Here is a 24,570-nt window from a genome sequence, read left to right as displayed (position 1 = left end):
AGAGCTGTTCCCCTTCCCTGCGCTGCCTTTCAGTCATTTTTGTAAAGGAGCCCCAGCAGCATCTCTTCCGCTTCTTTTAAAAGCACTGCCTTTTCCCCCTCCTCCATACTTTCTGCATACCTTCTTGCCAGCGGGTGGCTGTAAAGGCTTCCCAAGCTTTCTTCAAAATCTTCAAACCCGTCCGCAGCAGCAAACAGCCCGCTGAAAAAATCTGCTTTTTCCCTCAGCTGATTTCTGTCCCAGCTCTGCTGCTCTTCGGCTATAACTGCGCTCACCCATACAAATGGCATATTCCCTACCTCTTCCTCTTGAAGGAGTGAGAGCAGTTCACCCCCGGCCACAGCATTCATATCCTGCGGACTGAGTGATGCCCCCTCCAGGAAAAGTTCAAGAATGACACCGCCATTCTTCCGCTCTTCTTCAACAGCTTGAAGGCACCTGCTGTAGACCTCATCAAATGCTGATAGTCCGCTGATATCGACTGTTCTCTGCTCCCAGCGGAAGCTGTGGCATTGAAGAAATTCAAAATCTGCCCCTGCTTCATTCAGTGTGACATGGTAGCAGCCTTTCGCCCCGCTTTCCTTCCGGCTGCGCCCCTGAGTATTTCCCGGATAGATGACCGGCGGCTCAGCATTCAGAACCATTCTTTTATGGATATGGCCCAGAGCCCAGTAGTCGTATTCCTTATCCAGCAGCTCTTTTAAAATAAACGGGGCATAGCGGCCATGGCCGGTCTCCCCTTCAAGGCTGCCATGCAGGATGCCGATATGGAAGTCCGACATTCCCCGAACCGGATACTGGCTGATCATCCTCTCGGAAACATGCCTCCTCGGGTAGCTGAAGCCATGCAGGCTGACCGTTGTCCCATTTGGTGCTGTATAGCTTTCCTCACTTGGCTGGTGAGGGAAAATATGTACATTGTCCGGCAGACTGATGTGGGACCAGGTGCCCTCAAAATGGTCATGATTTCCATGGACTGCGTAAACAGGTATATTCTTTTCCGCAAGGCGGTTCATTTCCTTTCGCAGCCTTGCCTGTGCCTTTATGCTCCTGTCTTCACCGTCAAACAGATCTCCTGCCAGAATGACAAAGTCCACCTTCCTTGCAAGGGCAGCATCCACTATATTTTTCAGAGCGGCAAATGTGCTTTCTTTAATTTTATCGAATAAATCATCCTGCAGGCTGGAAAGCCCGAGCATAGGGCTGTCCAGATGCAGGTCTGCTGCATGAATAAATGTAATTTCCTTCATAATGTTCCCTTTCAGCGCTTTTCTCCTATTTTATCACCTGGAAAAAGCGAATGCACGTTCCTCTACAAAAGTTATCAAGCTTTGAACCTTTTGCATCTTCGAAGAGTATAAGAAGCAAATAACATTAGGAGTGATTACCCTTGTATAAAAATCCTCAATCAGCACTTATTAGACTCAAATATATTTCTGCCGGCCTGTTTCTTTTGTTCATCATCATTTCGGCTCTGACAGGCAGCTGGAAGTTCACGGCTGCTGCTGCATGGAGCATCGGCATTGTTTATCTGCCTACTTACGGCAGCATACAAAGGCAAATGGAAAAACAGTCCAGCGAATAGACAAAGGCCTGCCGGGATATCCTGGCAAGCCTTTGTCTTATTCAATAGTGGACCGATTCGCTCTTGCGGCATTTTGTGCAGGTCCTGTATCCATCTGCCTCATAATAGATATGGGAGCAGCTTCTCTGTATCTCTGAAATTTGCTTTTCCAGCCCCCGGATCTTTTGCTGCATATAGATGATCTGCTCTTCCATTTTCCAAACTTCAGTATTTCTTCTATGTTCAATAGATGGATGAGCCACGGCTGGCAAACTCCCCGGCTTTTTGCTCCATTGCATCCTCAATTGCCTCTGAAACGGTTTTCCCCTGACCTTTGGCCATCTGGCGGATATCCTTGGAAATGCGCATAGAACAAAATTTAGGGCCGCACATAGAACAGAAATGGGCGGTTTTTGCCCCCTCGGCCGGCAGGGTTTCATCATGGTATGCCCGCGCCCGTTCAGGATCCAGGGATAAATTGAACTGGTCGTTCCACCTGAAATCGAACCTGGCCTTTGACAATGCATCGTCCCGAACCTGGGCACCGGGATGGCCTTTGGCTAGATCTGCGGCATGAGCTGCAATTTTATAAGCAATGACCCCTTCCCTGACATCGTTTTTATCCGGAAGCCCAAGATGCTCCTTTGGCGTTACATAGCAAAGCATACTAGTGCCAAACCATCCGATCATCGCAGCTCCTATTGCGGATGTAATATGATCATATCCCGGGGCTATATCTGTCGTCAGTGGGCCAAGCGTATAAAATGGCGCCTCCTTGCAAATTTCCATCTGCTTATCTACATTTTCTTTGATCTTATGCATCGGAACATGCCCCGGCCCCTCGATCATCACCTGGACATCATGCTTCCAGGCTATTTCAGTTAACTCTCCGAGCGTTTCTAGCTCCGCAAATTGAGCCTCATCATTCGCATCTGCTATAGAACCCGGACGCAGCCCATCTCCGAGAGAGATGGAAATATCGTAAGCTTTTAAAATTTCACAGATTTCCTCAAAATGCGTATACAGGAAATTCTCTTTATGATGCTGGAGGCACCATTGGGCCATGATCGACCCTCCCCTGGATACAATACCTGTCGTCCTTTCGGCAGTCAGCTGAATATAGCGGAGCAGCACCCCTGCATGGATTGTAAAATAATCCACTCCCTGTTCAGCCTGCTCTATCAAGGTATCCCTGTATATGTCCCAGGTCAGATCCCCGGCAATCCCCTTCACCTTTTCAAGTGCCTGATAAATCGGTACAGTCCCAACAGGAACTGGAGAATTGCGGATGACCCATTCACGGGTTTCATGGATGTTCTTCCCGGTGGAAAGATCCATAATCGTATCTGCCCCCCAGTGCACTGCCCAGGTCATTTTTTCCACTTCTTCCGCTATGGAGGAAGAAACAGCCGAATTGCCGATATTTGCATTGACCTTCACATGAAAATGGCGACCGATGATCATCGGTTCCGCCTCCGGGTGATTGATATTGGCAGGAATGATCGCCCTTCCGCTTGCCACCTCGCTCCTGACGAATTCAGGATCCAGATTTTCCCTGATGGCGATGAACTCCATTTCAGGTGTAATGACCCCTTTCCGGGCATAATGCAGCTGAGTCACATTCCTGCCCTCTTTTGCCTTGAGAGGGAAGGGGGCTTTATTCGGAAAAATGTCTGCATAAGAAACTTCGGTCCCGGCCCGAAGCCCGTTATCCTCCGGCTTCTGCACTCTGCCTTGATAAGCTTCCGCATCCTTCCGCTCCTCAATCCAGCCTTCCCTTACCCGGGGCAAACCTTTCGTTATATCTATCTCAAAATCAGGATCAGAATAAGGGCCGCTCGTGTCATATACACAAACAGGCGGATTGTCCTCTGTTCCAATATCAGTCCTCGTGCTTTCCTGGATTATTTCCCTGACCGGGACCTTTATATCGTCCCTGATGCCGTTTACATATACTTTCCGGCTTCCTGAAAAAAACAGTCTATTCATTTGATATAAATCTTTCATACTTCTTCCTCCTCCATCTTTGTGCCTCAGGGCAGTTTTTTACGGAGGAAGCAGGCCATGCCGGCTGCTTCCCTACGCTGACATTAATCAGATCAGGTTCCAAGGGTTTAGGATTTTCCTTTCTCAGCCTGTAAAGCTCCCCCAGCAGTGAATAAAATCTAATAGAAACTTTCTTGCATTTTTCAAAATAAAAACATCAAGTTATCTGCACACTATTTTTTCATGCGTTTATTTTTTCACAGCAAAAACCCCCCTTGCATATTGCACCGGGGGCATGCCAGGCCAAAAAATGGCATACAGCTGCCGCATCTTTCTTCTGCAGAAGCTAAAAAGCGGACTCCTGCAAAAGGAGTCCGCGTATGTATGACAAATAAAAGCCATCTACACTTCCCTCCGCTGGTACGAACCAGATCAGGTATAAAAGGGTCAAAGACTAAAAACGGGTCTTACTCTCAGCCGGCCTCTACCGGCACCCCCAGTGCCAAAATATGCTATTTTCATAAGCTACTATACCATATGCCGACCAGGAAGAGAACAGACTAATTTCATATTATTCCAAAAACACAAAGCTGGAGATTTTAAGATTTGCGGTCCTACCCTCTGTGTTTGCTGCATAAAATTGTACAAGTCCTTCCGGGCTAATCCTTGAATAGGCGAGTGATATCATTGAGCATTGGAATATACATCAGCTATATCGTTTTAGGACTTTCACTGGCGGCGCCGATCGGCCCTGTCAATGCTGTCAGGCTGGAAAAGGGGCTGAAAAACGGATTTTGGCACGCATGGATTGTCGGCGCGGGATCGATGATCGCTGACGGGGTTTATATGCTGATCGTCTATCTCGGACTCGTGCAATTCCTTGACTCCCCTATGATTCAAACCTTCCTGTGGCTGTTCGGCGGTTTTATTCTTCTTTATTCCGGAATCGAAGGCATGATGAATGCCAATAAAATATCTGTCACTTACATACGGAGCAAAGAATCGCTGTTCAAATGCTTTTTCACCGGATTCATCATGTCGGTTTCAAGCCCGCTGTCGATTTTGTTTTGGCTGGGGATTTACGGATCGGTTTTGGCCAAAACTGCGTCCTCCTTTGGGACAGGCCAGCTTCTTGTCTACAGCCTCATGATTTTTATCGGACTGGGCCTTTGGGACATTTTTGTGGCAGGCCTGACGAGCGGATTCAGGCGGTTCCTGACCTCAAAAGCGATCATCATCATCAGCATGCTTTCCGGACTGTCGCTTATTCTTTTCGGAATCTATTTTGGATATCAGGGGATTGCTTCTTTGTTTGGATAAAAAAACAGACAAACCTGATATAAATCGGGTTTGTCTGCAGTCATTATTTTTTAGAACATTGGAACAGCGGCATTAAGTATTTAAGCCTGTTGATTGGAGTGCAAGGCACGCAGACTCCTGCGGGAGATAGCGGCAAGGCTGAGACCCCGCAAGAGCTTGCTCTGAGGAGGCTCAGCGTCGCCCCGCGGAAAGCGGAGTGCCTGGAACGCAAATCAACAGCCCCATTTATAGGCGGAAATTATTCATTAAGCTTGCCAGGGCTGATTGACCGCCTATTTATTTTTAGACAGCTGCAAAGCTTTTTTTATATCCTTGAAGGAATTGGATTTTCCGTACATGAGCACTCCGCCCTTGTATACCCTAGCTCCAAATATTGAGAGCAGCAGGATGGACACAACCAGGATCCCAATCCCCGCTATCGGCTCCCAGACCGGCAGGGTGAGCATTCCTACTCTCATGAACATCAGCATCGGGGTAAAGAACGGGATATAGGAGCTGATGGTCACAAATGCTTTTTCCGGCTGTGACAGCCCGATGATCGCGATCATAAAGCCGGCTACAACGAGCATGGTCATCGGCATGATCATCTGCTGGACATCCTCGATCCTGCTGACAAGCGAGCCCAGGAAAGCTGCAAGTGTGGCATACAGGAGATAGCCGAGAATAAAGAACACTACAGCATACATGATAGTGGCTGCCGGAATATCGCCGAATCCGAAGAATTCAAAGAAGCCTCCCTGCATCGACTCAAGGTTCCGCTTGACGAAAAAGTAGCCTACCAGCAGCAGCACCGACAGCTGCGTCAGGCTAAGCAAGGCGATCCCGAGAATTTTGGCGAACATCTGCTTGATGGGTGAAACGCTTGAAATCAGGATTTCCATCACACGCGAAGATTTTTCCGTAGCTACTTCCATCGCAATCATGCTTGAATACATGATGACAGCAAAATAGATGATGAACAGCAGCACATAAACAAGGCCCCTTGCCTGTGTCAGCTCTTCCTCTGTTTTGGCATTCTCCTCCAGCGCGTCCCTTTGGAACTGGACAGGCTCATAGAGACTGGCAAGCTCTGCCTCAGAAAGATTGATTTTTGAGGCTGCGATCCCGGTCTTTACCTGCTGAAGGACTCCCTCCAGCTCACCTGATACCGATGTATCCGCCAGGCTGAGGGATTTGTATTCGGCAGCAGGAAGCTCTTCGGAATCGGCTGAGAGAGTAAGCAGCCCTGCATAATCGCCATCCTTCACTTTTGCCTCGCCATCGTCTGCCGAACCGCTGAACTCTTCAAGCTTCAGGGTGCTGCCTGCTGTATTCAGCTGCTGCTGGAGAGGATTCAGGAGATTGCCTGTTTCATCGATTACAGCCACCTTTACCTCATCATCTCCACTGTCGAACGTTTCAATGATCTGCTGCATATTTGTAAGGCCGATGATCAGCAGCAGCGTGACAATCGTTGTAATAATGAATGATTTCGTCTTCAGTTTGCTCCAGTATGTGTGGAATAGGATAATCCAGAAATTATTCATAAGAAGCACCCACCTTTTCTATGAAAATATCGTTCAGCGAAGGCTCCTCAAGAACAAACTTCCTGACAAATCCCCTGCCGGCAATTTCTTTTAAAATTGCCTCCGCAGCCTTTTCCCCTTCAATCTGCAGATGCACGCCCTCCGCAGTCTGCTTTACCTTTTCCACTCCAGGGAATCCGCTTAAGAAATCCAGTTTGAAGTCCGCATGGATCACAAGGTTCTTCCGCCCGAACGCCCTTTTAATTTCCTTAAGTGCTCCGTGGACAACAGGGCGTCCCTTATGCATGATGCATAAATGCTCGCACATTTCCTCCACATGCTCCATCCGGTGGCTGGAAAACACAATGGTCGTGCCTTTCTCCTTTAGTTCAAGCACAGCGCTTTTCAATAGCTCGACATTTACCGGATCCAATCCGCTGAAAGGCTCATCAAGGATTAATAGCTTGGGTTTATGTATAACGCTGGCAATAAACTGGATCTTCTGCTGATTCCCCTTGGAAAGTTCCTCCACCTTTTTGTTTGCGTATTCCGGCACCTTGAACCTATTAAGCCAATAGTCCAGCTCTTTCAGAATATCCGGCTTCTTCATCCCTCTCAGCCTTGCCAGGTATACAACCTGATCCCTGACCTTCAGCTTCGGATAAAGGCCGCGCTCTTCCGGGAGATAGCCTATGATTGGGCTTGTCGAGTAATCAATTGTGTTCCCGTCCCAGGAAATGCGCCCGCTAGTCGGCTCCAGCAGGCCGAGCACCATCCGGAATGTTGTTGTTTTACCTGCACCATTTGCCCCCAGAAATCCGAACATTTCCTTTTCCGGGATGGTCAGGGACAGATCATCCACCGCCGTGAACTTTCCAAATCTTTTTGTCACATGTTCAAGCTCGAGTACCATCGTAACTCCTCCTTCTCTATAACTTATACGATTTAACCTCCAAAAAGGTTCAAAATACAGGAAAAATCTCTTTACAGAAAAATAGAAATTATGCAAGAATAATAGTAACTATCAGAATTTTTCATAAAAGGAGAAAAAATGATGAAGACTTATAAACTCACCGCATTCGAAAACGACGGAGAAAAAATCCTGGATGAAAGCTTCCAGGCCGGCAGCGATGACGAAGCAAAAGAAATCGGCGGAAACCTCCTGAACGAGAAAGGACTCAGCGGCAAAACCCACCGCTGCACCTCCCCTCTCGGGAAGCTGTTATTATTTCATCCATAGGAAGCGGAAGGTACTTGACCAGGTTAAGGAACCCAGGCTAAAGGCGCCTGCGGCACATCAAAATAATAAGAGCCGGACGAAAGGAGCATCCCCTTTTGTCCGGCTCTTATTTTTAGGAACCTGAACAGTTTTATTAATTCCAGAATCAGACTGCAGCTTATTTTCCTTTAAATACCGGCTTTCTTTTTTCTATGAAAGCTTTAATGCCTTCCTGATGATCTTCTGTGCTGCGCATTTTGTATTGTCCATGTTTTTCAAGCTCAAGCATTTTAAGAAGCTGCGGCCGATTTTTTTCTGCGAGGATCTTTTTGGTCTTGATCATGGCAGACACGGGCTTTGAAAGCCAATTTTCAATTTTTGCGTTAAGGGCTTCTTCAATATTGCCAACAGCAATTTCATGGATGAGGCCATTCTGAAAGGCCTCTTCGGCCGGCATTGCTTTTCCTTCCCAGATCAGATGCTTTGCTTTGTCCTCACCAAGCTTGCGCTCAAGGAAGAAATGCGAGCCTCCATCAGGAATCAGCCCGATGCCGATAAAGTTCATGGCAAGCTTGCTTGATTTGTCGGCCAATATATAGTCTGTAGCCAGCGCCAGGCTGAATCCAAGCCCGGCGGCTGCCCCAGTCACAGAGCTGATTGTCAGCTTCGGCATGGTATAGAGTGTGATGACAAGATCGCTGATGCAGTCCATCACTGTGTAGAAATCGCTTTCATTTGTGGACGAAAGCATCGTTTTAATATCGCCGCCGGAGGAAAAGGCTCTTCCGCTTCCTTTAAGCACGACGATGTCGACATTTTCATCTGTACTGATCTGCTTCAGGTTTGCAGCCAGTCCTCTGATCATTTCCTCATCCAGTGCGTTCAGGGATTCCGGCCTGTTCATCTCAACCACTGCCACCCTGTTTTTGATGGATACCTTCACAGTTTCTGTATTGCATTCTATTGCCATATCCGCAGCCTCCTTGGTCATAGTTATCTCTATTATAAAGATAGGCGGAACCATTATAAAGTTTTTATCGAATAATTTGAAATATTGTCATATTTAGCCGTAAGAAAAGGCAGAGGTGGTTCACTCTGCCTTGCTTCCTCTAATTTGCGGCCAGCTGCTGCTGGACTTGATCCCGCAGGGCCATTTTAAGGAATTTTCCTACAGACGTTTTCGGGATTTCCTCCATGAATAAGATTTCATCAGGCAGCCACCATTTTGCAAACTGAGGCTGAAGGAAATCATAGAGCTCCTGTTTATCCAAACCTTTATGGCTGTCTTTCAGCACCACACAGGCCACAGGCCGTTCCTGCCATTGTTCATGCGGGACTGCTACAACAGCCGCTTCAAAAACGGCTTCGTGTGCCATCAAAGCATTTTCAAGATCAACCGAGCTGATCCATTCACCGCCGCTTTTGATCAGGTCCTTTGTCCTGTCGACGATCTTCATAAAGCCTTCTTCATCAAGGGTGACCACGTCCCCTGTATAAAGCCAGCCATCCTTGAAGGCTTCGTCAGTCCGGTCATCTTTATAATATTCCGAGGCAATCCACGGTCCGCGGATCGCAAGCTCCCCCATTTCCTTGCCGTCCCATTCGACCTCACCGTCTTTTCCGACTGCCTTCATTTCCAGGCCTGGCACAAGGATTCCCTGCTTCGCTTTGATATCGAGCTTTTCTTCAACAGACAATTCCTCCTGATAGCTTTTTAAGGTCGAAATGACTACTAGCGGGCTTGTTTCTGTCATCCCATATGCATGCATGAACGGAATCTTATGCTTTTGCTCAAATGCTTTAATCATCCCTTTCGGCGCTGCAGACCCTCCGCAAAGGATAGATCTGAGGCTTGACATGTCATATTCATTCTCATCAAGCTCCTTCAGCAGTCCAAGCCAGATGGTCGGCACACCGGCTGTGATGGTTACTTTTTCACTTTGTACCAGTTCTGCCAAAAGCTTTGGCGTAAAATATGGTCCAGGCATAACAAGCGAGGTTCCGAACCACACGGCCGCGAACGGAAGTCCCCATGCATTGACATGGAACATCGGCACAACAGGCATGGCAATATCCTTCTCGCTTACTGCTGCACTGTCTGCCATCCCTAATGCCATGCTATGCAGGACAATGCCCCTGTGGGAATAGATGACCCCTTTCGGATTACCGGTCGTCGCAGAGGTATAGCACATTCCGGCCGGGCTGTTCTCATCAAGGTCATCAGGATACTCATAATCGCTTCTGCCTGTTTCAAGAAACTCTTCGTAATGATAAACCGGGGAAAGCGTGGTTTCCGGCAGCTGGCCTTCATCCCCCATGATGATATAGGCCTTCACCGTAGACAGCTCCTGCTGGCATTTCTCGATGAGCGGGACAATATCAGGATCTATCAGTAATACTTTGTCTTCTGCATGATTGATAATATAGGAAATATGCTGTGGGGAGAGTCTGATATTGATGGTATGCAGCACAGCGCCGCTGCAGGGAATAGCAAAATAGGCCTCTAGATGCCGGTGGTGGTTCCAGGCCAGGGTACCGACCTTATCGCCCCTTTCCACCCCGATTGATTCAAGGGCTGCTGCCAGCTTCTTCGTCCTTTCGGCGATTTGCCTGTAAGTGAAACGGTGAAAGCCTGAGCCTGTTCTAGATACTACTTCTTTCTTCGGAAAATACTTTTCTGCTCTTTTAATCATTTGCGTCATCGTTAAAGGCGTCTGCATCATCAATATAATCTACCTCCCCATAGTAAACGCTTACATAATTATTTAAAGCTTATGATTCCTTCTGCCTATAACATTCTCTATACTTCCTGAATCTCCTTTATTTTAACAGAAATTTCTGTCATCTAACACTAAAATTCAGGCGGCCTCCTTATGGAAAGCCGCCTCTCTCTTACTATATTTTTTCCGCAATCATTTCAGCGGTTTTCTGGCCGTTGGCGATGCAGGCAGCAATGCCTACACCATAATAAGAACAGCCGGCGATTAGGACATTAGGATAATGTTCTGTCAGACTGTCAGTGAGCGATTCCACAACTTCCCCATGCTTGAGCGAATAGTTCGGCATTAGATTATTCCAGCGTGTCACTTCCACCATGGCCGGCTGTCCAGAAATACCGAGGCTCTTTTTCACATCATTCAATGCTTCTTCTACAAACCCGTCCCTGTCCAGCCCGTTCAGGTATGCATAATTTGGATTGGAGCTTTTGTAGAAAAGCCGGAGCAGAAGCTGGTGCCTCTCTGAAGTGTGACTCCACTTTCGGCTCGTCCATGTGCAGGCATTGCACTTAAGATCGCTTCCTTCAGAAACAATGAAGCCTGTGCCATCTGCGGGCAGCTCGCTGTCCGGGATATCGAAACCAAGATAGATGCTTGTGAGAGAAGAGTTCTTCAGCTCGGCAAATGCAGGATCCAAGCGGTCATCCCGAAGCAGCTTTTCGGCTGCATCATGGGGAGTGCTCAGGATCACATAGTCTGCGGTAATGCTTTCCCTGTTGGAAAAAGCAATCGTGTATTGCCCGCCATGTTTCTCTATTTTTTCGACCGCCGCCCCTTTAAGAATTTCAGCTTCTGTCAATGCTTCCTCCAGCCTGTCGATGAGGGCAGATAGTCCGCCTTTAAAGGAAATGAACTTCTTGCTGCCGGAGGATTGAAACTTCTTTTTATTTTCGGACAGCCCGCGGATAATGCTACCGTATTTATTTTTATATTCAAGCAGGTAAGGAAGCGTCGTGGCCATCGTCAGCTCGTTCAGCTTCCCTGAATAGACGCCTGACAGAACAGGAGAAACCTGGTATTCGACCACCTCCCTGCCCAGAAAGCTTTCAAGGAAAAGGCCGATTGAGCTGTCCTTTGTGAATTCCTTATTTTTGCTGACAAGGTCCTTCAGGGCACGCACTTTTCCTTTAAAGGAAATCAGCGGGCTGCTGAATAATGACTGCACACTTGTCGGGATGCCGAAAACAGTGTCTTCGGGGATTTTCACCAGCCGGTTTTTCGAATATAGATAGGATGTGCCGGTTGCATTGTAGACCACTTCTTCATGCAGCTTCAGCTCGTCCAGCAACTGGAGGATGCTTTCATTTCGGGCAACAACCGAATCCGCCCCTGTTTCCATGATATATTCGCCTCTTTTTACAGTCGCAATCTTGCCTCCCAGTTCCCCGCCTTTTTCTGCGAGTATCAGGTTAAGCGGCAGGTTCTTTTCCCGCTTCAGCTTTTGCAGATAATACATGGCAGAAAGCCCGGTGATGCCTCCGCCGATTACCACTGCTGTCTTCATTATATTCACTCCTCAAACGGATCGATGATCTGGCGCCATATGCTTATTTTACTATAATTCAAATCAAGAATAAGCCTTGCCCAGGCTTGCTTTGTGTATAGATTGTGTCAATTGGAACGGCGCTTGGCGCAGCCAATAAAAAACGACTCTCAGAAGAGAATCGCCTTTTTCCATTATATGCTTTCCCTCTCTTTTTCACAAATATGCCGCAAGTTCAAAGGCATATAATCCAGGAGAACAAACAAATGACAGGAGCCGGGGCACCTGCCATTCAGTGTCCAGCTCAGGCTTGCTCCCTGCTGAACAAATCTTCAAGAATCTTGATTTTCTCTTCGGTATAATGCTTAAAGCTGTCATTATAGGATTTTGGATCCTTTGGATTAGCGAGCTGGGAGATCGTGCCTGTCACAGGGTGCACAAATTTGCTTGATGCCCCGCAGCCAAGACCGATGATCGTCTGCTGCTCTTCCATGATCATGATATTATAAAGGCTTTCCTGGTTTTTCAGGGCATAGCCGACATTTTCAAGATTGCCAAGGATGTTTTTCTGACGGTACAGATAATACGGCGCATAGTCATGCTTTTCTGTCCATTCTTCTGCAAGATCCATCATCCGCACGATTTCATCTCTGTCTGCTACTTTATACCGCTGTTTATTCCGGGTCATTTCAGACGCCCTTTTAAATGAAAGCGTATGGACCGTCAAGGACTCCGGCATCAGCTTTTCTGTTTCATCCAGTGTGTGCTGGAACTCAGGGACTTCTTCGCCTGGAAGGCCGATGATCAGGTCCATATTGATATTGTTCATGCCCATGCCGCGGGCCAGGTGGAACTTATCAATCGTCTCTTCTACGGTATGATGGCGGCCGATCGCTTTAAGCGTTTCCTGGATGTAAGACTGAGGATTGATGCTGATACGGTCGATGTTCCACTTTTTCAGAACCTCAAGTTTTTCAGGGGTAATCGTATCCGGTCGGCCTGCTTCCACCGTGATTTCCCTGATATCTTTTACATCCGGGAAGGATTCGTACATTTCCTCATAAAGCATATCCATTTCCTCGGCAGTAATGCTTGTTGGTGTTCCTCCGCCGTAGTATACGGTCGTAATCTTGATCCCGTTTTCCTTCAGCCATTTGCCGACCTCGCGCATTTCATAATGGAGCCCGCCCAGGAAAGAATCGACAGAGCCCTGGCGGCCATTGATCGCATATGCCGGGAACGTGCAATATGCACATTTCGTTGGGCAGAAAGGAATGCCGATATAGATGCTTACTTCCTTCTTCAGCTCATATAAGTCAGGGATGACGGCCAGCTGGCGGTCCACGATCTTCTGCATCAGCTCGATCTTTTCATCGGTGATCAGATACTCCTCTTTCAGCTGGCGATGGGCTTCCGCCAGATGTGTCCCCTTCTGGACATGGCGGTGCAGGAGCTTGGTGGGCCGTACACCTGTGAGAATTCCCCACTTCTGTGTGATGCCGGTATAATCCTGGAGCACCATCAAATACACGCGGGAAACAGCCTTGATCAGCTGTCTGAAATACTCTTTTTCCGTACTCCATCCCTCAAGCTCTTTCTCATAGGAAGCTTCTTCGCTATTTCCGCTTCGGTCACTCAGGACGGCCCGTACTTTCACCATTTCATCAACTTCCACTTTAAACGCAATATGGAGGTCCTCATCCCCAACCGGCTTCCTGCTCACTTCACATTCTTCGAAAAAGAGGTTTGCTATATTGCCCATCGGGCGGTCAAATCTCTCATGATCCAGCCCTTCTATATAAATACGCACATTCATCACCTTTTTTTTGTGGTCTAAAAGAATCTCAACATAAAAACAAAAACCTCCCATAAGTGTACAAAAAGGGGGAGGGGAGGTCAACAGGTTCAAATAGTGACAGGCACCTATACCAGCAGCCTTCACTGGTATAGGTGCCTGTCACCCTCTTTCATTTCAGCAGATTCATTTTTTTGAGGAATTCGATAGGGTGCTGTTTGCGGAAGTGTTCTTTTACCATATAGGCGACCCCGTTTTCATTATTGGATCTGGTCAGCCAGTCGGCCGCAAGCTTCAATTCTGCCGGGGCATTGCCCATGGCAACGCCGAGGCCTGCTGCCTTTACCATGTCCACATCGTCGATTCCATCGCCGATGACGACCATTTCGCTTAAGTCCACCCCAAGCTGGTTGCCGATATGGAGCAGGCCGCTCAGCTTGGAAATCCCTGCAGGGACGATATCGAGCCTCTGGTCGCTCAGCCTGACGGTGTCAGCCTCAGAATACATATTTGAGATTGCCTTTTGAGCGTCTTCAAGATCTTTCTTGGATTCAAAGAACACCTCGATTTTCGGAACCGAAGCCGGATCATCAAGAAGGATATCACTGACCGATTCAACAAACTGCTGTGAATAAAAGATGGGATCCCCGGCCGTGAATACGGTTTTCGCAAGTATATTATGGTTGAGCTTTGTTTTATTCGCGAGTGAGAATTGCTCATGCAGCAGCCTGATCTGGCAAGGGAATCCTTCAAGCAGCCTGACAATCTCATACGTAATCGTTTCCGGCAGTTTTTTTGAAAAGATCGGCATTTTGACAGTATTGCCGATGAATGCACCCCTGTGCGTTACCAGATAAGAATTGATCTTCAGTGCTTTTGCCACTTTTTTTGCAGAAGGAAAACTTCTTGACGTAACGAGCGTGACATAAATTCCTTTCTGCTGTACATAATCAATCGCTTCCCTTGTTGATCTGTGCAGTTTCCCATTGGACTGAAGCAGCGTGCCCTCTATGTTTAAAGCAAGAAGCTTATATATCATCCCATTGCCCCCTATTCTCGATGTAATTCTGTCCTTATTCACTTTTATGAAAAGGAGAGCAGGAATAGAACAGGGCCAGGGAAAGAAATGTCCAGCCCCTCAAAGCGGGATTCCTCGCTTAAACCAGGTCTCGAAGTGCTTTTTCCAGATCGGTATATTGAAAGGCAAATCCATTGTCCAGCAGCCGTTTCGGCACACAATTCCTTCCGGTCAGGGCGAGTTCAGGCTCTGCCCGCATAAAGAGATAGGCGCCGGCCTTTACGAAAGGAGACGGAGCAGGGGGCGACCAGCCTTTGTTCAGAACCTTGCGGAGAGTTTGCATGAACTCTTTATTTCTCACTGGATGCGGCCCTGTGGCATTATACACCCCGCTGTACTCCGGGTCTTCGATCGCATTTAGAAACATAGAGTTCAAATCGTCTATATGAAGCCAGCTGATATACTGCCTCCCGGAGCCGATCGTGCCTCCAAGTCCCATCCGGGCAAGCTTTACCAATGGTTCCAGTGCGCCTCCATCCCTGCCAAGCGCAAACCCGATCCTCAAGAGAACCTGCCTTGTATGGGGAAGCCTGTCCCCCGAGAAAAACTCACCTTCCCAAAGCTTGCACACTTCCGGCGAAAAACCATCAGCAAGAGGCGACTCTTCATCACATACTTCCTCGGTATCCCCAAAAATGGCCAGTGAACCCGCCTGCACGAACACCTGCGGAGGCTGTTCTGCTTTCAATACAGCTTCCTTCAGCACTCTCACAGAATCAAGCCTGGACTCAATGATCTCCCGTTTATTTTTTTCAGTATAAATGCAGTTGACGCTCTTTCCGGTAAAATTAACAACTGCACAGCTTCCGTCAATCCGGTCCACCCAGCGTGCATCCATATTTTTCCCATCCCAGCGGATAAATTCCGCCCCATCCTTAAAGCCTTCTTTTCCCCTGGAAAGAACGGTGACTTCATAGCCGCGCCCAAGCAGAAAATTAGTCAGGCTTTCCCCAAGAAAACCGCTTCCCCCGGCCAGGATTACTCTTTTAGACATAATGGCAGCGCCTCCCTAAATCCACAAATATCGTTAAGAAAAGTATAGCAGGAAACACCCCGCCCTTTAAAGCCATTAATTACCAGTTGCCTCTATGAATAATTGCTTTGCAAGAACTTAAACTATAAATGTTCCAAACAATAAAATTACACCAAGGAGATGACTCAACATGGCAAGAAGCAATAATTCCAATCAATTACTTGTACCAGGTTTTGAAGCAGCTGTTCAGCAAATGAAACAGGAAATCGCGTCTGAGTTCGGAGTAAACCTTGGAGCAGAAACAACTTCAAGAGCAAACGGCTCTGTCGGCGGAGAAATCACCAAGCGTCTTGTGCAGATGGCTGAACAGCAGCTTGGCGGCACTAGAAGATAAAATGTAAAAAGCCGCTTGCCCCTAAGCGGCTTTTCTACTGCATTTCAAGAATCGGCTTTGCTGCCTCCCATAAAGTATCTGCCTGGATATCTGCTTTGGTCGGGCCAGGACCGATGAAAGCCGTTTTGCACCCGGCCTTGATCCCTGCTTCGATATCACGCTCATGGTCTCCCACCATATAGCTTTCTGACAGATTGATATCATATCTTTCCGCCAGCTCCAGTATCATCCCCGCATTCGGCTTCCGGCACTCACAGCCTGCCTTTGGTTTATGCGGGCAATAAGCGACTTCTGTAATATGGCCGCCCTTTTCCCTGACAAGCTTCTGGAGCCGTTCATGGACTCTATGGAGATCTTTTTCCTTCATGAATCCCAGCCCGACGCCGCCCTGGTTGGTCACACCGAATACTTCATAGCCTGCTTCATTGAATAAAGCCACCGCCTCGGCAGCCCCCTCGAGCAAATACAGCTGCTCCGGTTTGTTGACAAACTTAACCCGGTGGGAAAGAACCTCATTCAATACACCATCCCTGTCCAGGAAAATAGCCTTCTTCATCTTGTCATCCCTCCTATCGTTTTCCTCTATTTATAATGTATCCGATGCTGAGGGAGATATAAACGCCGCTCGCCGGTAAAATTTAATTGTTGAAAAACAGATTCCAAAGTGCTGATATTGATATGATGAGCATGAGCAAAATGAATCCCTTGGCGCTGATCGGACTTAGGATTTATTATATCCTTCATGGAAAAAATCAGCAGACAAAGAAGAAATGCCATCAGAAGTGAACATTTCTATGTGATATTGAACAGGACCCCCGGCTGGAGGTCCTGTTTTTGTGTTTGCGGAAGGAATTTGGGCGTTTATTTGCGGGTTTTTTGGTTGATGTGCGCCCTTACGTGTTCATTCGCAGCTTCATTTTGGGGTAATTAGCAAGTTTTTCATTTTATTAGCAACTTCCAGCTTTTATTAGCAACTTTTTCATTTTATTAGCAACTTTTCCAGTATATTAGCAACTTTCAGCTTTTATTAGCAACTCTTTAAAAACCGGTCCGCTGCTCTTATTTGCGACTTTTCCGGTTTATTTGCGACTTTCCGATTTTATTTGCGAGTTTCTCAATATATTTGCGACTCAGCCAAACGCCACGTCCTGTCGCAGCGTCTGCATGACCCCCACCTGGGACCTAAAGACGATCCTGCCGAAAAGCGTTTTTTGCCTTCTTGGCGGGATTGGCTTGTGACCTCGAGGGGGTAGGCGCAGCTGCTAGACAGTTATCAGAAATTGAAAAGATATACTTTCTTATCTATTGAAAAAGGAGCGCCATGGGCGCCCCTTTGAATATCAGCCTAGTTGTTTTCCATTGAGCCGTAAAGCTCTTCCAAAGGCTTCATGATGATTTGGTTAAGTTCAGTGATGGACATGCTCATGCGCTGTTCTGCTTCCATCAGTTTAGAAATGGTTTCATGCTGCTGCACGAGTGCTACCGTTTTTTGGGCCTGCTCCACTTCTTCCTGAGAGATTTCCTGGCCGGACATCTGTTTCTGCTGAAGCTCCATTTGGATGTTGCGGAAGTTTTCGAACATGGTTCTTGCAGATTCATCAGAATTGACTTCATCATAGATTTTTTTCAAATTCGTATATTCATCGCTCTGACGAATTGCTTTCTCAAGTTCATACGCTGAATCGTGTAAGTTTACTGCCATTTTGCCTAACAACTCCTTTTCGGTTTGAACAATCCACTCCACTATAACAAACTATAAATCAGAATGCGAGGAAGCCACTTTATAGTCCTCAGATGAATAAAACCAGGAAGCCCTGCAGGAGACCGATTATTCCGCCAAGGAGCGCCCCAAGGTAAGTGATCATCTTCAGCTCTCTCCGGCTGATGGACAGCACCATCTCCTCCAGCCTTTCCACAGAGAAGCTTTCGACCTGCTGCTTGATGATGTCTGCAAGGTGCAGCCTTTCCATAATGATGTCCATCCTGTTTGAAAGCCACTCTCCGGCCATGCCTACCAATCCCGGCACAGCTTTCTCGACAAGCGTCTCTGTGAAAGGCTCTGCCAGCTTGCTGAGCGGGGTATCCATCAGATCATCTGCTTTGATGATTTTGCGCACATACAGCTTGATCGATTTTATGATATTTTTCCGTTCGAACTGTTCTTCGATTCTTGCCGCTTCCCAGTCAAGCACCTTCATCCATTCTTTTTGAAGAAGGGCTGCAATCATATCCTTTGTGCCTTCACTTCTTAGGAACTTAATGATTTCAGGCTGGATTTTGTCAGCAAGATTGACATTGCCCATAACCATCTGAAGCATATTTCCAAGCACCCCGCTCCGTCCCTTGACAAAATCATCAACAAGACGCTGGATTCTCATTTTTCCTTCAATGCTTGAAAAATAATCTTCACCCTTCTGTGCTATATAGTCACTGATAACAGGGATGCGGGATTCCGCCTTGGCTAGGAGCTCAGGGGCCAATACCTCTTTTATGGGCTTATGGCGGTATTTATCCATCAGCGTTTCGTATTTCTTTTCAATGAAAGCATCAAGCTGCTCTTCTGCCTTCGCTTTGCCATCTTCAAAACCGAGCTTGCCAAGGAGCTCAGCAGGCGTTTTCTCTGTATTCAAAAGACGGGCAATTTCCTTCTTCGCCAGATTTTCAGCTTCTTTCTGGAAATCGCCATTAACGAATTTCCTCTTGATGCTCTCTGGCGTCAGCAAGTGGTTTACAACTATTTTGCCCATCTGCTCTGCGAGTTCGCTTCTGCGTTTGGGAATCAATCCAGGGGTAAAGGGGATTTGGCGTTTACCAAGATACAGCGGCTTGTAGGGCCTAAAAAGCATCATGATGGCAAGTGAATTGGTAAGTCCTCCTATCACAGCCCCTATGACGACCATCAATAATATCGTTAATCCAGTTTGCATAAGTTTGTATTCAACTGCCTTCCTTCACGTTTTAAGATGTATTGAAAATGGCCGCAATAATCACATCTCTGCCCATTTTACATATGATAGCCTATCAGCAGCCGCCTAAAACAACATTCATCATACCATAAACCAGCCCGCCATTCCCGAATCAGAAATCCAAAAACAGGCCTACTCCTTATAATAGGCTAATTCCCCGGTTTTTTACAAATCCGAAGCGGGCGGGATGCCTGCGGGAATGTTGGATGCCGGCGCTTTTAAAATTTTATAAATGGGGAATTTCCATGTCTTTGTCTTTTCTTACTATTACGTTTGTTCCTGGGAAAATGTTTCAGGATAAAGACGTGATTAAAGTCAGCCATTCCCTTTATCATTACTGGAGCCTTGATGCGGACCGGGATTTAACTTTAAAAATAGGCAAAAAGGAACGCCTGGTTGCGATAGAGCCTGCTTCCATTCCAAAAGATGAGATTCATATGGATTCAGGGCTGTTCAGTTATTTTCAGCTTGCGGAAGAAGACATCCGCCTGATTGTCCAGTATGCCGGAGGGGACAGACGGCTTGCCGCCGGCCCCATCATCGGCCTGATGACAGAGGCCAGTGAAGACCATGAAGAAGTCAGCTTCCGGTCTGTCCATTCCTTTTGCGGAGAACTGCAGGCTGGAATAGAGGAATTTGGCGGCATATTTTATGTGTTTCATATAAAAGACTTTCGAGAAAGCGGCCTTTCCGGCTATTGCTGGCGGGATGGCCGCTGGGTGAAGGAGCAGGTCCCCTTCCCCACAGTGATTTATAATCGAATCCATTCCCGGAAGCTTGAGTCCGGCAAGTATTTCGGGAATTTTAAATATAAATTGCAGGAGCTGGGCATCCCGATGTTCAATGACTGCTTTCTTTCAAAAGATCTGGTCTATGATATCCTCGCCGGGGAGGAGCATATGAAGCCATATCTCCCCGAGACCCGCCTGCTTGGCGCCCGGACACTGGAAAAAATGCTCAGCCGCTATCATGAAGTTTTTATCAAGCCGGTGAACGGGAGCCAGGGCAGGAACATTGTCCGGCTCTCCCTGGCTGAGAATAAGCTATCTGCATCGTTCTCTTCTGCCGGCGCGAAAGATGCAGGAAAATCCTTTCCAGACTGTGCTGCTTTCTTCAAATGGTTTGAACCCCAGCTCAGGACGAGGATGTATCTGGTCCAGGAACCGATCCAGCTGGCGAGCCTGAATGGGAGGCAGCTGGATTTTCGTGTTTTATGCCATAAAGGCCCGCAGAACAGCTGGCGTGCCACTTCTGCGGTTGCAAGGATTTCCGCTGAGCAGCAATTCGTCAGCAATATTGCCCGGGGCGGAGAAACAATGAATCCGGTCAAAGCCCTTACCCTTATAGCAGACAAGGCCACTGCCGTTCAGCAGGCAGCATTAATGAAGGAATTAGCTGTTGAAGCGGCAGGGATCATCAGTAATGCTTCAGAAGGGATTGTAGGGGAGCTTGGCATGGATCTTGGCATTGACCGGCAAGGAAAGCTTTGGATCATTGAAGCCAATTCCAAGCCCTCCAAGAATTTCGAGGAAGCCGACCAAAGAATCAGGCCTTCAGCCAAGGCACTTATAGAATATTTTATTTGGCTGTCCTTTCAGGCAGCCAAAAGCTGAGGAGGAAAAAAGATGCGCTCATTGGGATTCATGTCCCTTCGCTCAACAAGCGAAAAAGCTTATGCAACCGAAATTGCCAAAAGGGCCCGGAGCTGCGGGATCGAATGCTTCCGTTTTATCCCCTCAGCGATCGATCCGAGAACAGAGCTCATTTCAGGCGAAAAATACGACCCTGATAAAGAAGACTGGGAAACAGCATCTTTTCCCCTGCCGGATGTGCTGTATGACCGGTGCTTTTACGGAAATGATCCGCATTCCCGGCAATGCCGTTCAATCGTCCATTACTTAAAAAACCGCAGTGATATCCTGTTTCTTGGCCACGGGCTGCCCAATAAATTGGAACTGTACAAAATCCTTGCCCAGTCGACGCTGGCCCCATATATCCCCAAAAGCATACATGCCCAGTCCGCCGGCCAGGTCCTTCAGCCATCATCCCTGGTCAGCCCAATGATCTTAAAGCCTGCCAATGGTTCGCAGGGAGCGGGCATTTATTATCTTGAGATGCAGAAGGATGGCCTTCTCGTCAAAACCGATACACCAGAAAAGCAGATTTCCCGCCTATTCGCTGATCAGAAGAAGGCTGCCGTGTGGCTTGGACAGCTTCTGTCCGGAAACAGCTATCTGCTTCAGCCCTATCTGCCGCTCTCAAACGAGGACAATCAGCCGTTTGATATCAGGATCCTTCTGCAGAAAAATGAAGCTGGAAAGTGGCGTGAAATGGGCAGGGGTGTAAGGGTCGGGAGGGAAAATGGAATCATCTCCAATTTGAGTGCAGGATCAGCAGTCTCCTCTTTTGAGACATGGCTGGAAAACAGCAGCGTCAGTTCAAGCCGCTTTCTGCGCGCAGAATTGAGCGAGATATCCAAAGCGCTGCCTGAAATCCTTGAGCATGCTCTCCCTCCCCTTTTTGAAATTGGTTTGGATATTGGAATCGCCAGGGATGGGGCCATCTGGATCCTCGATGTCAATTCCAAGCCGGGCCGGAAGGTCATCCTCGAAACAGATCCAGATAAAAAAGAAGCCCTGTACAGAGCCCCGCTTTTATATGGAAAGCTTTTAACATCTGCCGGGCAGGCTGAGAGGAGGAAAAACAGTGAGAAAACAGTATCCCATTGAAATCAAGGAAGGAAGAGAGAATACAGTCTGGTGCCCGCGTGAGGTGATTGAACAACAGTCCCTTGAAAAAATTGCCTTCGGCGCCTGCACAGAGGAGGCGGAATTTCTCCCGACTCCCGGCGATAAATATATTGTAAGCATCAGCAGCGATCTCGCAGCCAAATTGAAGCTGCCTGATCTCGGCATCCCGCTGCATTTATTTTCAGAAGGAGAGACACTTTTCATCGGACCGCTGGTCGGCATATTCACATCAGGGTTCACCCCCTTTCCGCTCAGGCCGATCGGAGAAAGGACAATATTTTTTTCCAAGCTCCTTTCCGTCAATAAAGCCGTCGGCGCATTGCCGTTCTTATTTGGCGAGCAGCATATCGACTGGGATGCAGGCACAATCAAAGGCCATATCTATCATAAAGAAGGATGGGCAACTGTTGAGCTTCCTTTCCCAAATGTCGTGTATGACCGGCTGCCCAACAGGAAATCCGAAAGGCTGGCAGAACTGAAGCGAATCAAAGACCGGCTGCAAAAGGACTACCTGATCCCCTGGTATAACCCCGGCTTTTTCAATAAGCTTGACGTATTCGAGCGGCTTCAGCAGGAGGAAGCGGCAGTTCCCTATCTGCCGGAAACCCATGCCTTCTCTTCCTTTTCTGTGATTGAACGGATGCTGGGCGACTATGGCCATGTCTATATCAAACCGGCAAACGGAAGCCTTGGCCTCGGGATCCGCCAGGTGATCTATGACCGGGAGGAAGGCTTTTATTATTGCCGTTACCGCGACAATGAAGACGAAAACAGGCTGAGAAAATTCCATACCCTGGAATCGCTCATGCACCATGTTTTCCGGCGCAGCAATCTGAACAGCATGATTGTCCAGCAGGGCATCCATCTGCTTCGGCATGAGCAGCGCTCGATCGATTTCCGTGTCCATACAAATAAAGATGAAAGCGGAGAGTGGAAGGTAACAGCCATTGCCGCAAAAGTGGCGGGTCTTGGCAGTGTAACGACACATGTTAAAAACGGCGGGGAAATTAAAACCCTTTCTGAGGTCTGCACAAGCCGCATGATGGAGCAGGAGTTTACAGAAAAGCTGTCAAAGGCTGCTCTGGGACTCAGCAGGGTGCTTGAGACGCAGCTTGAAGGAATTATTGCCGAAATCGGCTTTGATCTCGGAATTGACCGAAAAGGGAATGTGTGGCTGTTTGAAGCCAACTCCAAGCCGGGCAGGAGTATCTTCAAGCATCCGGAGCTGAAGGAATTTGATTATTTAACAAGAAAAATGTCCCTTGATTTTGCCGTGTTTTTAACAGAACAGGCGATATCCCGCCCTGAGGAAATCTTTAAATGACAGCCCCGTTAAGCCAGGAACTTAAACGGTGGCTAAGCTCCCCTGAAGGAGGAGAAAGAACCGCCTTCCAGCTGAAGAGGCCGGAATCAGGCGGGCCCATTGCCGGGATCCTTGCCAGCAGAAAATCGGAAAGCACACTGGCAGGCAACAGCCGGCTATTCAAGGACATACAAAGAGAGATGCTGTCACGGGGCGGCATCTCAGTTGTATTTGCACCGGAAGATATATCAGGTGATGCAGCCGAAGGAATCGTCTACCTGCCTGGCCAGGATGCATGGTCCCTTGTGTCTGCCCCCCTTCCTGATATCATCTACAACCGCATCCCTTTCAGAAAAAGTGAACAGACCGGGAGCTTCCGCAAAGCTGCTGCCTTTTTCCAGGCTAAGAAGATCCCTTTCTTTAATCCATGTTTTCTAGAAAAATTCGAATGCTATTCAAAATTAAAACAAGAACCTGGATTAACAGGCTTTTTGCCGGATACCATCCTTATTGGCAGCGGCCGGGAGCTGGAGTCATTCCTTATAAAGCATAATGATATTTATATTAAGCCAAACAGCAGCTTTAAGGGAAAGGGGATTATAAGAGCCGGAATGGATCATGATGGAATGGTCCTGGCGAAGGACTTGAACGGACAGACCCGGCATTCTGACTTCGGACATTTTTGGGAAGATTGGAGATCTGTCTTTGAGGAACAGGCATTTATTGCACAAGAGGCCGTTTATGCTGCCACAGCGGACGGGCAGCGGAATGATTTCCGGATACTCGCCCATGGCCAGGCAGGCAAGTATGAGGTGACAGGCATAGGCATACGGCAGGCTGCAGTGGAAGATATAACGACTCATATCCCCAATGGCGGCAGGCTGATTCCTTATAATGATTACCGCACACCAGCACATGATGAATTCATTAAGAAGGCAGTCCAATTGGCTGGTAAATCCCTGTCCCGCGAAATGGGATGGTTCGGGGAATTCTCCATGGACGCAGGCTATGACGGCAATGGACGCTATGTTATTTATGAAATCAATTCCAAGCCGATGAAGTTTGATGAAGAGAATATTGAAGCTGAAAGGATCAGAAGGCTTGCTGACATACTATTTGATAAGGCGGTCTATTGAAACGGGCATCCTGGCAGGTGCCCTTTTACTTTTTCGTTGGGGTATGGACAGAAAACGATTACAATGGAGAAAGAGGAGGAATGATATGCTAACACATTTTCAATATCAGCCGCTTTATGAAAACAACCAGATGCCCGGCTGGCGTATTTCCTTTTATTTTAAAAATAAAAAGTACAACGGCATTTACAACCCCGACGGCAGCATTGAATGGACGGGCGCCTCTCCCCCTGCAGACGAGGAGGACCGCCTTAAATCGGGCATCCATGAATTGATGCTCTTTCATGTGTATGACAGCCGCTGAGGAAGAATCCTGTGCATAAT

The 24,570-nt window shown here is 47.7% G+C and carries 23 protein-coding genes and 2 riboswitches; of the genes, 9 read left to right on the top strand and 14 right to left on the bottom strand.

Going from position 1 to position 24,570, the window contains the following annotated elements; all coding sequences use genetic code 11:
* Positions 1-29 precede the first annotated feature (29 nt).
* On the bottom strand, positions 30-1,250 hold the full coding sequence (locus tag Q9R36_RS22045; RefSeq protein ID WP_009793922.1) for a metallophosphoesterase family protein: 1,221 nt from the start codon (positions 1,248-1,250) through the stop codon (positions 30-32).
* Positions 1,251-1,390: 140 nt separating this feature from the next.
* On the opposite strand from Q9R36_RS22045, the gene Q9R36_RS22040 reads away from it, so the two are divergent.
* Positions 1,391-1,585 (top strand): hypothetical protein, encoded by a 195-nt coding sequence (locus tag Q9R36_RS22040; RefSeq protein WP_009793923.1) that lies wholly within the window; start codon positions 1,391-1,393, stop codon positions 1,583-1,585.
* A gap of 41 nt (positions 1,586-1,626) precedes the next feature.
* Here the strand turns inward: Q9R36_RS22040 and Q9R36_RS22035 are convergent, their stop codons facing one another.
* Both Q9R36_RS22035 and thiC read right to left on the bottom strand, forming a co-directional pair.
* The gene (locus Q9R36_RS22035) at positions 1,627-1,827 is read right to left on the bottom strand and encodes a hypothetical protein (RefSeq protein ID WP_142385282.1); all 201 of its coding nucleotides are present in this window, start codon (positions 1,825-1,827) and stop codon (positions 1,627-1,629) included.
* Entirely contained in the window at positions 1,808-3,571 is a 1,764-nt protein-coding gene (gene thiC / locus Q9R36_RS22030; protein WP_311225869.1) for a phosphomethylpyrimidine synthase ThiC, read from the bottom strand. The genes Q9R36_RS22035 and thiC overlap by 20 nt, the downstream gene beginning before the upstream one ends.
* A 52-nt stretch (positions 3,572-3,623) precedes the next feature.
* Positions 3,624-3,724, bottom strand: a riboswitch (TPP riboswitch).
* A gap of 218 nt (positions 3,725-3,942) precedes the next feature.
* A riboswitch (TPP riboswitch) is annotated at positions 3,943-4,058 on the bottom strand.
* 179 nt (positions 4,059-4,237) lie between these two features.
* On the opposite strand from thiC, the gene Q9R36_RS22025 reads away from it, so the two are divergent.
* The gene (locus Q9R36_RS22025; RefSeq protein ID WP_009793928.1) at positions 4,238-4,870 is read left to right on the top strand and encodes a LysE family transporter; all 633 of its coding nucleotides are present in this window, start codon (positions 4,238-4,240) and stop codon (positions 4,868-4,870) included.
* Between the two features lie 272 nt (positions 4,871-5,142).
* Here the strand turns inward: Q9R36_RS22025 and Q9R36_RS22020 are convergent, their stop codons facing one another.
* Positions 5,143-6,396 carry an ABC transporter permease gene (locus Q9R36_RS22020; protein ID WP_148950100.1) on the bottom strand — a complete coding sequence of 418 codons (1,254 nt, stop codon included), beginning with the start codon at positions 6,394-6,396 and terminating at the stop codon, positions 5,143-5,145.
* Positions 6,389-7,288 carry an ABC transporter ATP-binding protein gene (locus tag Q9R36_RS22015; RefSeq protein ID WP_009793930.1) on the bottom strand — a complete coding sequence of 300 codons (900 nt, stop codon included), beginning with the start codon at positions 7,286-7,288 and terminating at the stop codon, positions 6,389-6,391. Before Q9R36_RS22015 ends, Q9R36_RS22020 begins: the two co-directional genes overlap by 8 nt.
* A gap of 141 nt (positions 7,289-7,429) precedes the next feature.
* On the opposite strand from Q9R36_RS22015, the gene Q9R36_RS22010 reads away from it, so the two are divergent.
* Entirely contained in the window at positions 7,430-7,615 is a 186-nt protein-coding gene (locus Q9R36_RS22010; RefSeq protein ID WP_009793931.1) for a YhzD family protein, read from the top strand.
* A 157-nt stretch (positions 7,616-7,772) separates the two neighbouring features.
* On the opposite strand, the gene Q9R36_RS22005 is transcribed toward Q9R36_RS22010, so the two are convergent.
* The 6 genes from Q9R36_RS22005 to Q9R36_RS21980 form a co-directional block, all read right to left on the bottom strand.
* A complete protein-coding gene (locus tag Q9R36_RS22005; protein ID WP_022543562.1) occupies positions 7,773-8,564 on the bottom strand; it encodes an enoyl-CoA hydratase in 792 nt (263 codons plus the stop codon).
* 139 nt (positions 8,565-8,703) lie between these two features.
* Positions 8,704-10,317: a long-chain fatty acid--CoA ligase gene (locus tag Q9R36_RS22000; protein ID WP_311225872.1), complete on the bottom strand. Its 1,614-nt coding sequence runs from the start codon at positions 10,315-10,317 to the stop codon at positions 8,704-8,706.
* Positions 10,318-10,489: 172 nt separating this feature from the next.
* Complete coding sequence (locus tag Q9R36_RS21995) at positions 10,490-11,875, bottom strand: protoporphyrinogen oxidase (protein WP_311225868.1); 1,386 nt, start codon at positions 11,873-11,875, stop codon at positions 10,490-10,492.
* Positions 11,876-12,158: 283 nt separating this feature from the next.
* On the bottom strand, positions 12,159-13,664 hold the full coding sequence (locus Q9R36_RS21990; protein WP_311225867.1) for a coproporphyrinogen III oxidase: 1,506 nt from the start codon (positions 13,662-13,664) through the stop codon (positions 12,159-12,161).
* A gap of 157 nt (positions 13,665-13,821) precedes the next feature.
* Positions 13,822-14,688, bottom strand: a complete 867-nt coding sequence (locus tag Q9R36_RS21985; protein ID WP_101550994.1) for a Cof-type HAD-IIB family hydrolase — start codon at positions 14,686-14,688, stop codon at positions 13,822-13,824.
* A gap of 118 nt (positions 14,689-14,806) precedes the next feature.
* Positions 14,807-15,721 carry a TIGR01777 family oxidoreductase gene (locus tag Q9R36_RS21980; protein ID WP_101550995.1) on the bottom strand — a complete coding sequence of 305 codons (915 nt, stop codon included), beginning with the start codon at positions 15,719-15,721 and terminating at the stop codon, positions 14,807-14,809.
* A gap of 169 nt (positions 15,722-15,890) precedes the next feature.
* Between Q9R36_RS21980 and Q9R36_RS21975 the strand changes: the two genes are divergently transcribed.
* A complete protein-coding gene (locus Q9R36_RS21975) occupies positions 15,891-16,094 on the top strand; it encodes an alpha/beta-type small acid-soluble spore protein (protein ID WP_009795163.1) in 204 nt (67 codons plus the stop codon).
* 34 nt (positions 16,095-16,128) lie between these two features.
* On the opposite strand, the gene Q9R36_RS21970 is transcribed toward Q9R36_RS21975, so the two are convergent.
* The 3 genes from Q9R36_RS21970 to Q9R36_RS21960 all read right to left on the bottom strand — a co-directional run bounded on the left by Q9R36_RS21970 (position 16,129) and on the right by Q9R36_RS21960 (position 19,021).
* Entirely contained in the window at positions 16,129-16,650 is a 522-nt protein-coding gene (locus tag Q9R36_RS21970) for a D-glycero-alpha-D-manno-heptose-1,7-bisphosphate 7-phosphatase (protein WP_009795162.1), read from the bottom strand.
* Positions 16,651-17,439: 789 nt separating this feature from the next.
* Positions 17,440-17,796, bottom strand: a complete 357-nt coding sequence (locus Q9R36_RS21965) for a YlbF/YmcA family competence regulator (RefSeq protein WP_311225866.1) — start codon at positions 17,794-17,796, stop codon at positions 17,440-17,442.
* 88 nt (positions 17,797-17,884) lie between these two features.
* A complete protein-coding gene (locus Q9R36_RS21960) occupies positions 17,885-19,021 on the bottom strand; it encodes a DUF445 domain-containing protein (protein ID WP_035403132.1) in 1,137 nt (378 codons plus the stop codon).
* 284 nt (positions 19,022-19,305) lie between these two features.
* On the opposite strand from Q9R36_RS21960, the gene Q9R36_RS21955 reads away from it, so the two are divergent.
* From Q9R36_RS21955 to Q9R36_RS21935, 5 genes are all read left to right on the top strand, one after another.
* Entirely contained in the window at positions 19,306-20,673 is a 1,368-nt protein-coding gene (locus Q9R36_RS21955) for a YheC/YheD family endospore coat-associated protein (RefSeq protein WP_311225865.1), read from the top strand.
* A gap of 12 nt (positions 20,674-20,685) precedes the next feature.
* Positions 20,686-21,789 (top strand): YheC/YheD family endospore coat-associated protein, encoded by a 1,104-nt coding sequence (locus Q9R36_RS21950; RefSeq protein ID WP_101551000.1) that lies wholly within the window; start codon positions 20,686-20,688, stop codon positions 21,787-21,789.
* Positions 21,767-23,134: a YheC/YheD family endospore coat-associated protein gene (locus Q9R36_RS21945; RefSeq protein WP_009795156.1), complete on the top strand. Its 1,368-nt coding sequence runs from the start codon at positions 21,767-21,769 to the stop codon at positions 23,132-23,134. Before Q9R36_RS21950 ends, Q9R36_RS21945 begins: the two co-directional genes overlap by 23 nt.
* Positions 23,131-24,249: a YheC/YheD family protein gene (locus Q9R36_RS21940; RefSeq protein ID WP_311225864.1), complete on the top strand. Its 1,119-nt coding sequence runs from the start codon at positions 23,131-23,133 to the stop codon at positions 24,247-24,249. Before Q9R36_RS21945 ends, Q9R36_RS21940 begins: the two co-directional genes overlap by 4 nt.
* Before the next feature lie 85 nt (positions 24,250-24,334).
* A complete protein-coding gene (locus Q9R36_RS21935) occupies positions 24,335-24,550 on the top strand; it encodes a YheE family protein (RefSeq protein WP_311225863.1) in 216 nt (71 codons plus the stop codon).
* Positions 24,551-24,570 lie beyond the last annotated feature (20 nt).

This window comes from Bacillus sp. AG4(2022) (assembly GCF_031844465.1).
GTDB classification, from domain to species: Bacteria; Bacillota; Bacilli; order Bacillales; family Cytobacillaceae; genus Bacillus_AB; species Bacillus_AB infantis.
This window is presented reverse-complemented; position numbering and strand designations above follow the sequence as displayed.

Excerpts from the sequence above, each read along its gene's own strand:
- Q9R36_RS22045 (WP_009793922.1), bottom strand. The coding sequence starts at position 1,250 with ATGAAGGAAATTACATTTATTCATGCAGCAGACCTGCATCTGGACAGC.
- thiC (WP_311225869.1), bottom strand. The coding sequence starts at position 3,571 with ATGAAAGATTTATATCAAATGAATAGACTGTTTTTTTCAGGAAGCCGG.
- Q9R36_RS22020 (WP_148950100.1), bottom strand. The coding sequence starts at position 6,396 with ATGAATAATTTCTGGATTATCCTATTCCACACATACTGGAGCAAACTG.
- Q9R36_RS22015 (WP_009793930.1), bottom strand. The coding sequence starts at position 7,288 with ATGGTACTCGAGCTTGAACATGTGACAAAAAGATTTGGAAAGTTCACG.
- Q9R36_RS22010 (WP_009793931.1), top strand. The coding sequence starts at position 7,430 with ATGAAGACTTATAAACTCACCGCATTCGAAAACGACGGAGAAAAAATC.
- Q9R36_RS22005 (WP_022543562.1), bottom strand. The coding sequence starts at position 8,564 with ATGGCAATAGAATGCAATACAGAAACTGTGAAGGTATCCATCAAAAAC.
- Q9R36_RS22000 (WP_311225872.1), bottom strand. The coding sequence starts at position 10,317 with ATGATGCAGACGCCTTTAACGATGACGCAAATGATTAAAAGAGCAGAA.
- Q9R36_RS21995 (WP_311225868.1), bottom strand. The coding sequence starts at position 11,875 with ATGAAGACAGCAGTGGTAATCGGCGGAGGCATCACCGGGCTTTCTGCC.
- Q9R36_RS21985 (WP_101550994.1), bottom strand. The coding sequence starts at position 14,688 with ATGATATATAAGCTTCTTGCTTTAAACATAGAGGGCACGCTGCTTCAG.
- Q9R36_RS21980 (WP_101550995.1), bottom strand. The coding sequence starts at position 15,721 with ATGTCTAAAAGAGTAATCCTGGCCGGGGGAAGCGGTTTTCTTGGGGAA.
- Q9R36_RS21975 (WP_009795163.1), top strand. The coding sequence starts at position 15,891 with ATGGCAAGAAGCAATAATTCCAATCAATTACTTGTACCAGGTTTTGAA.
- Q9R36_RS21970 (WP_009795162.1), bottom strand. The coding sequence starts at position 16,650 with ATGAAGAAGGCTATTTTCCTGGACAGGGATGGTGTATTGAATGAGGTT.
- Q9R36_RS21965 (WP_311225866.1), bottom strand. The coding sequence starts at position 17,796 with ATGGCAGTAAACTTACACGATTCAGCGTATGAACTTGAGAAAGCAATT.
- Q9R36_RS21960 (WP_035403132.1), bottom strand. The coding sequence starts at position 19,021 with ATGCAAACTGGATTAACGATATTATTGATGGTCGTCATAGGGGCTGTG.
- Q9R36_RS21955 (WP_311225865.1), top strand. The coding sequence starts at position 19,306 with ATGTCTTTGTCTTTTCTTACTATTACGTTTGTTCCTGGGAAAATGTTT.
- Q9R36_RS21950 (WP_101551000.1), top strand. The coding sequence starts at position 20,686 with ATGCGCTCATTGGGATTCATGTCCCTTCGCTCAACAAGCGAAAAAGCT.
- Q9R36_RS21940 (WP_311225864.1), top strand. The coding sequence starts at position 23,131 with ATGACAGCCCCGTTAAGCCAGGAACTTAAACGGTGGCTAAGCTCCCCT.
- Q9R36_RS21935 (WP_311225863.1), top strand. The coding sequence starts at position 24,335 with ATGCTAACACATTTTCAATATCAGCCGCTTTATGAAAACAACCAGATG.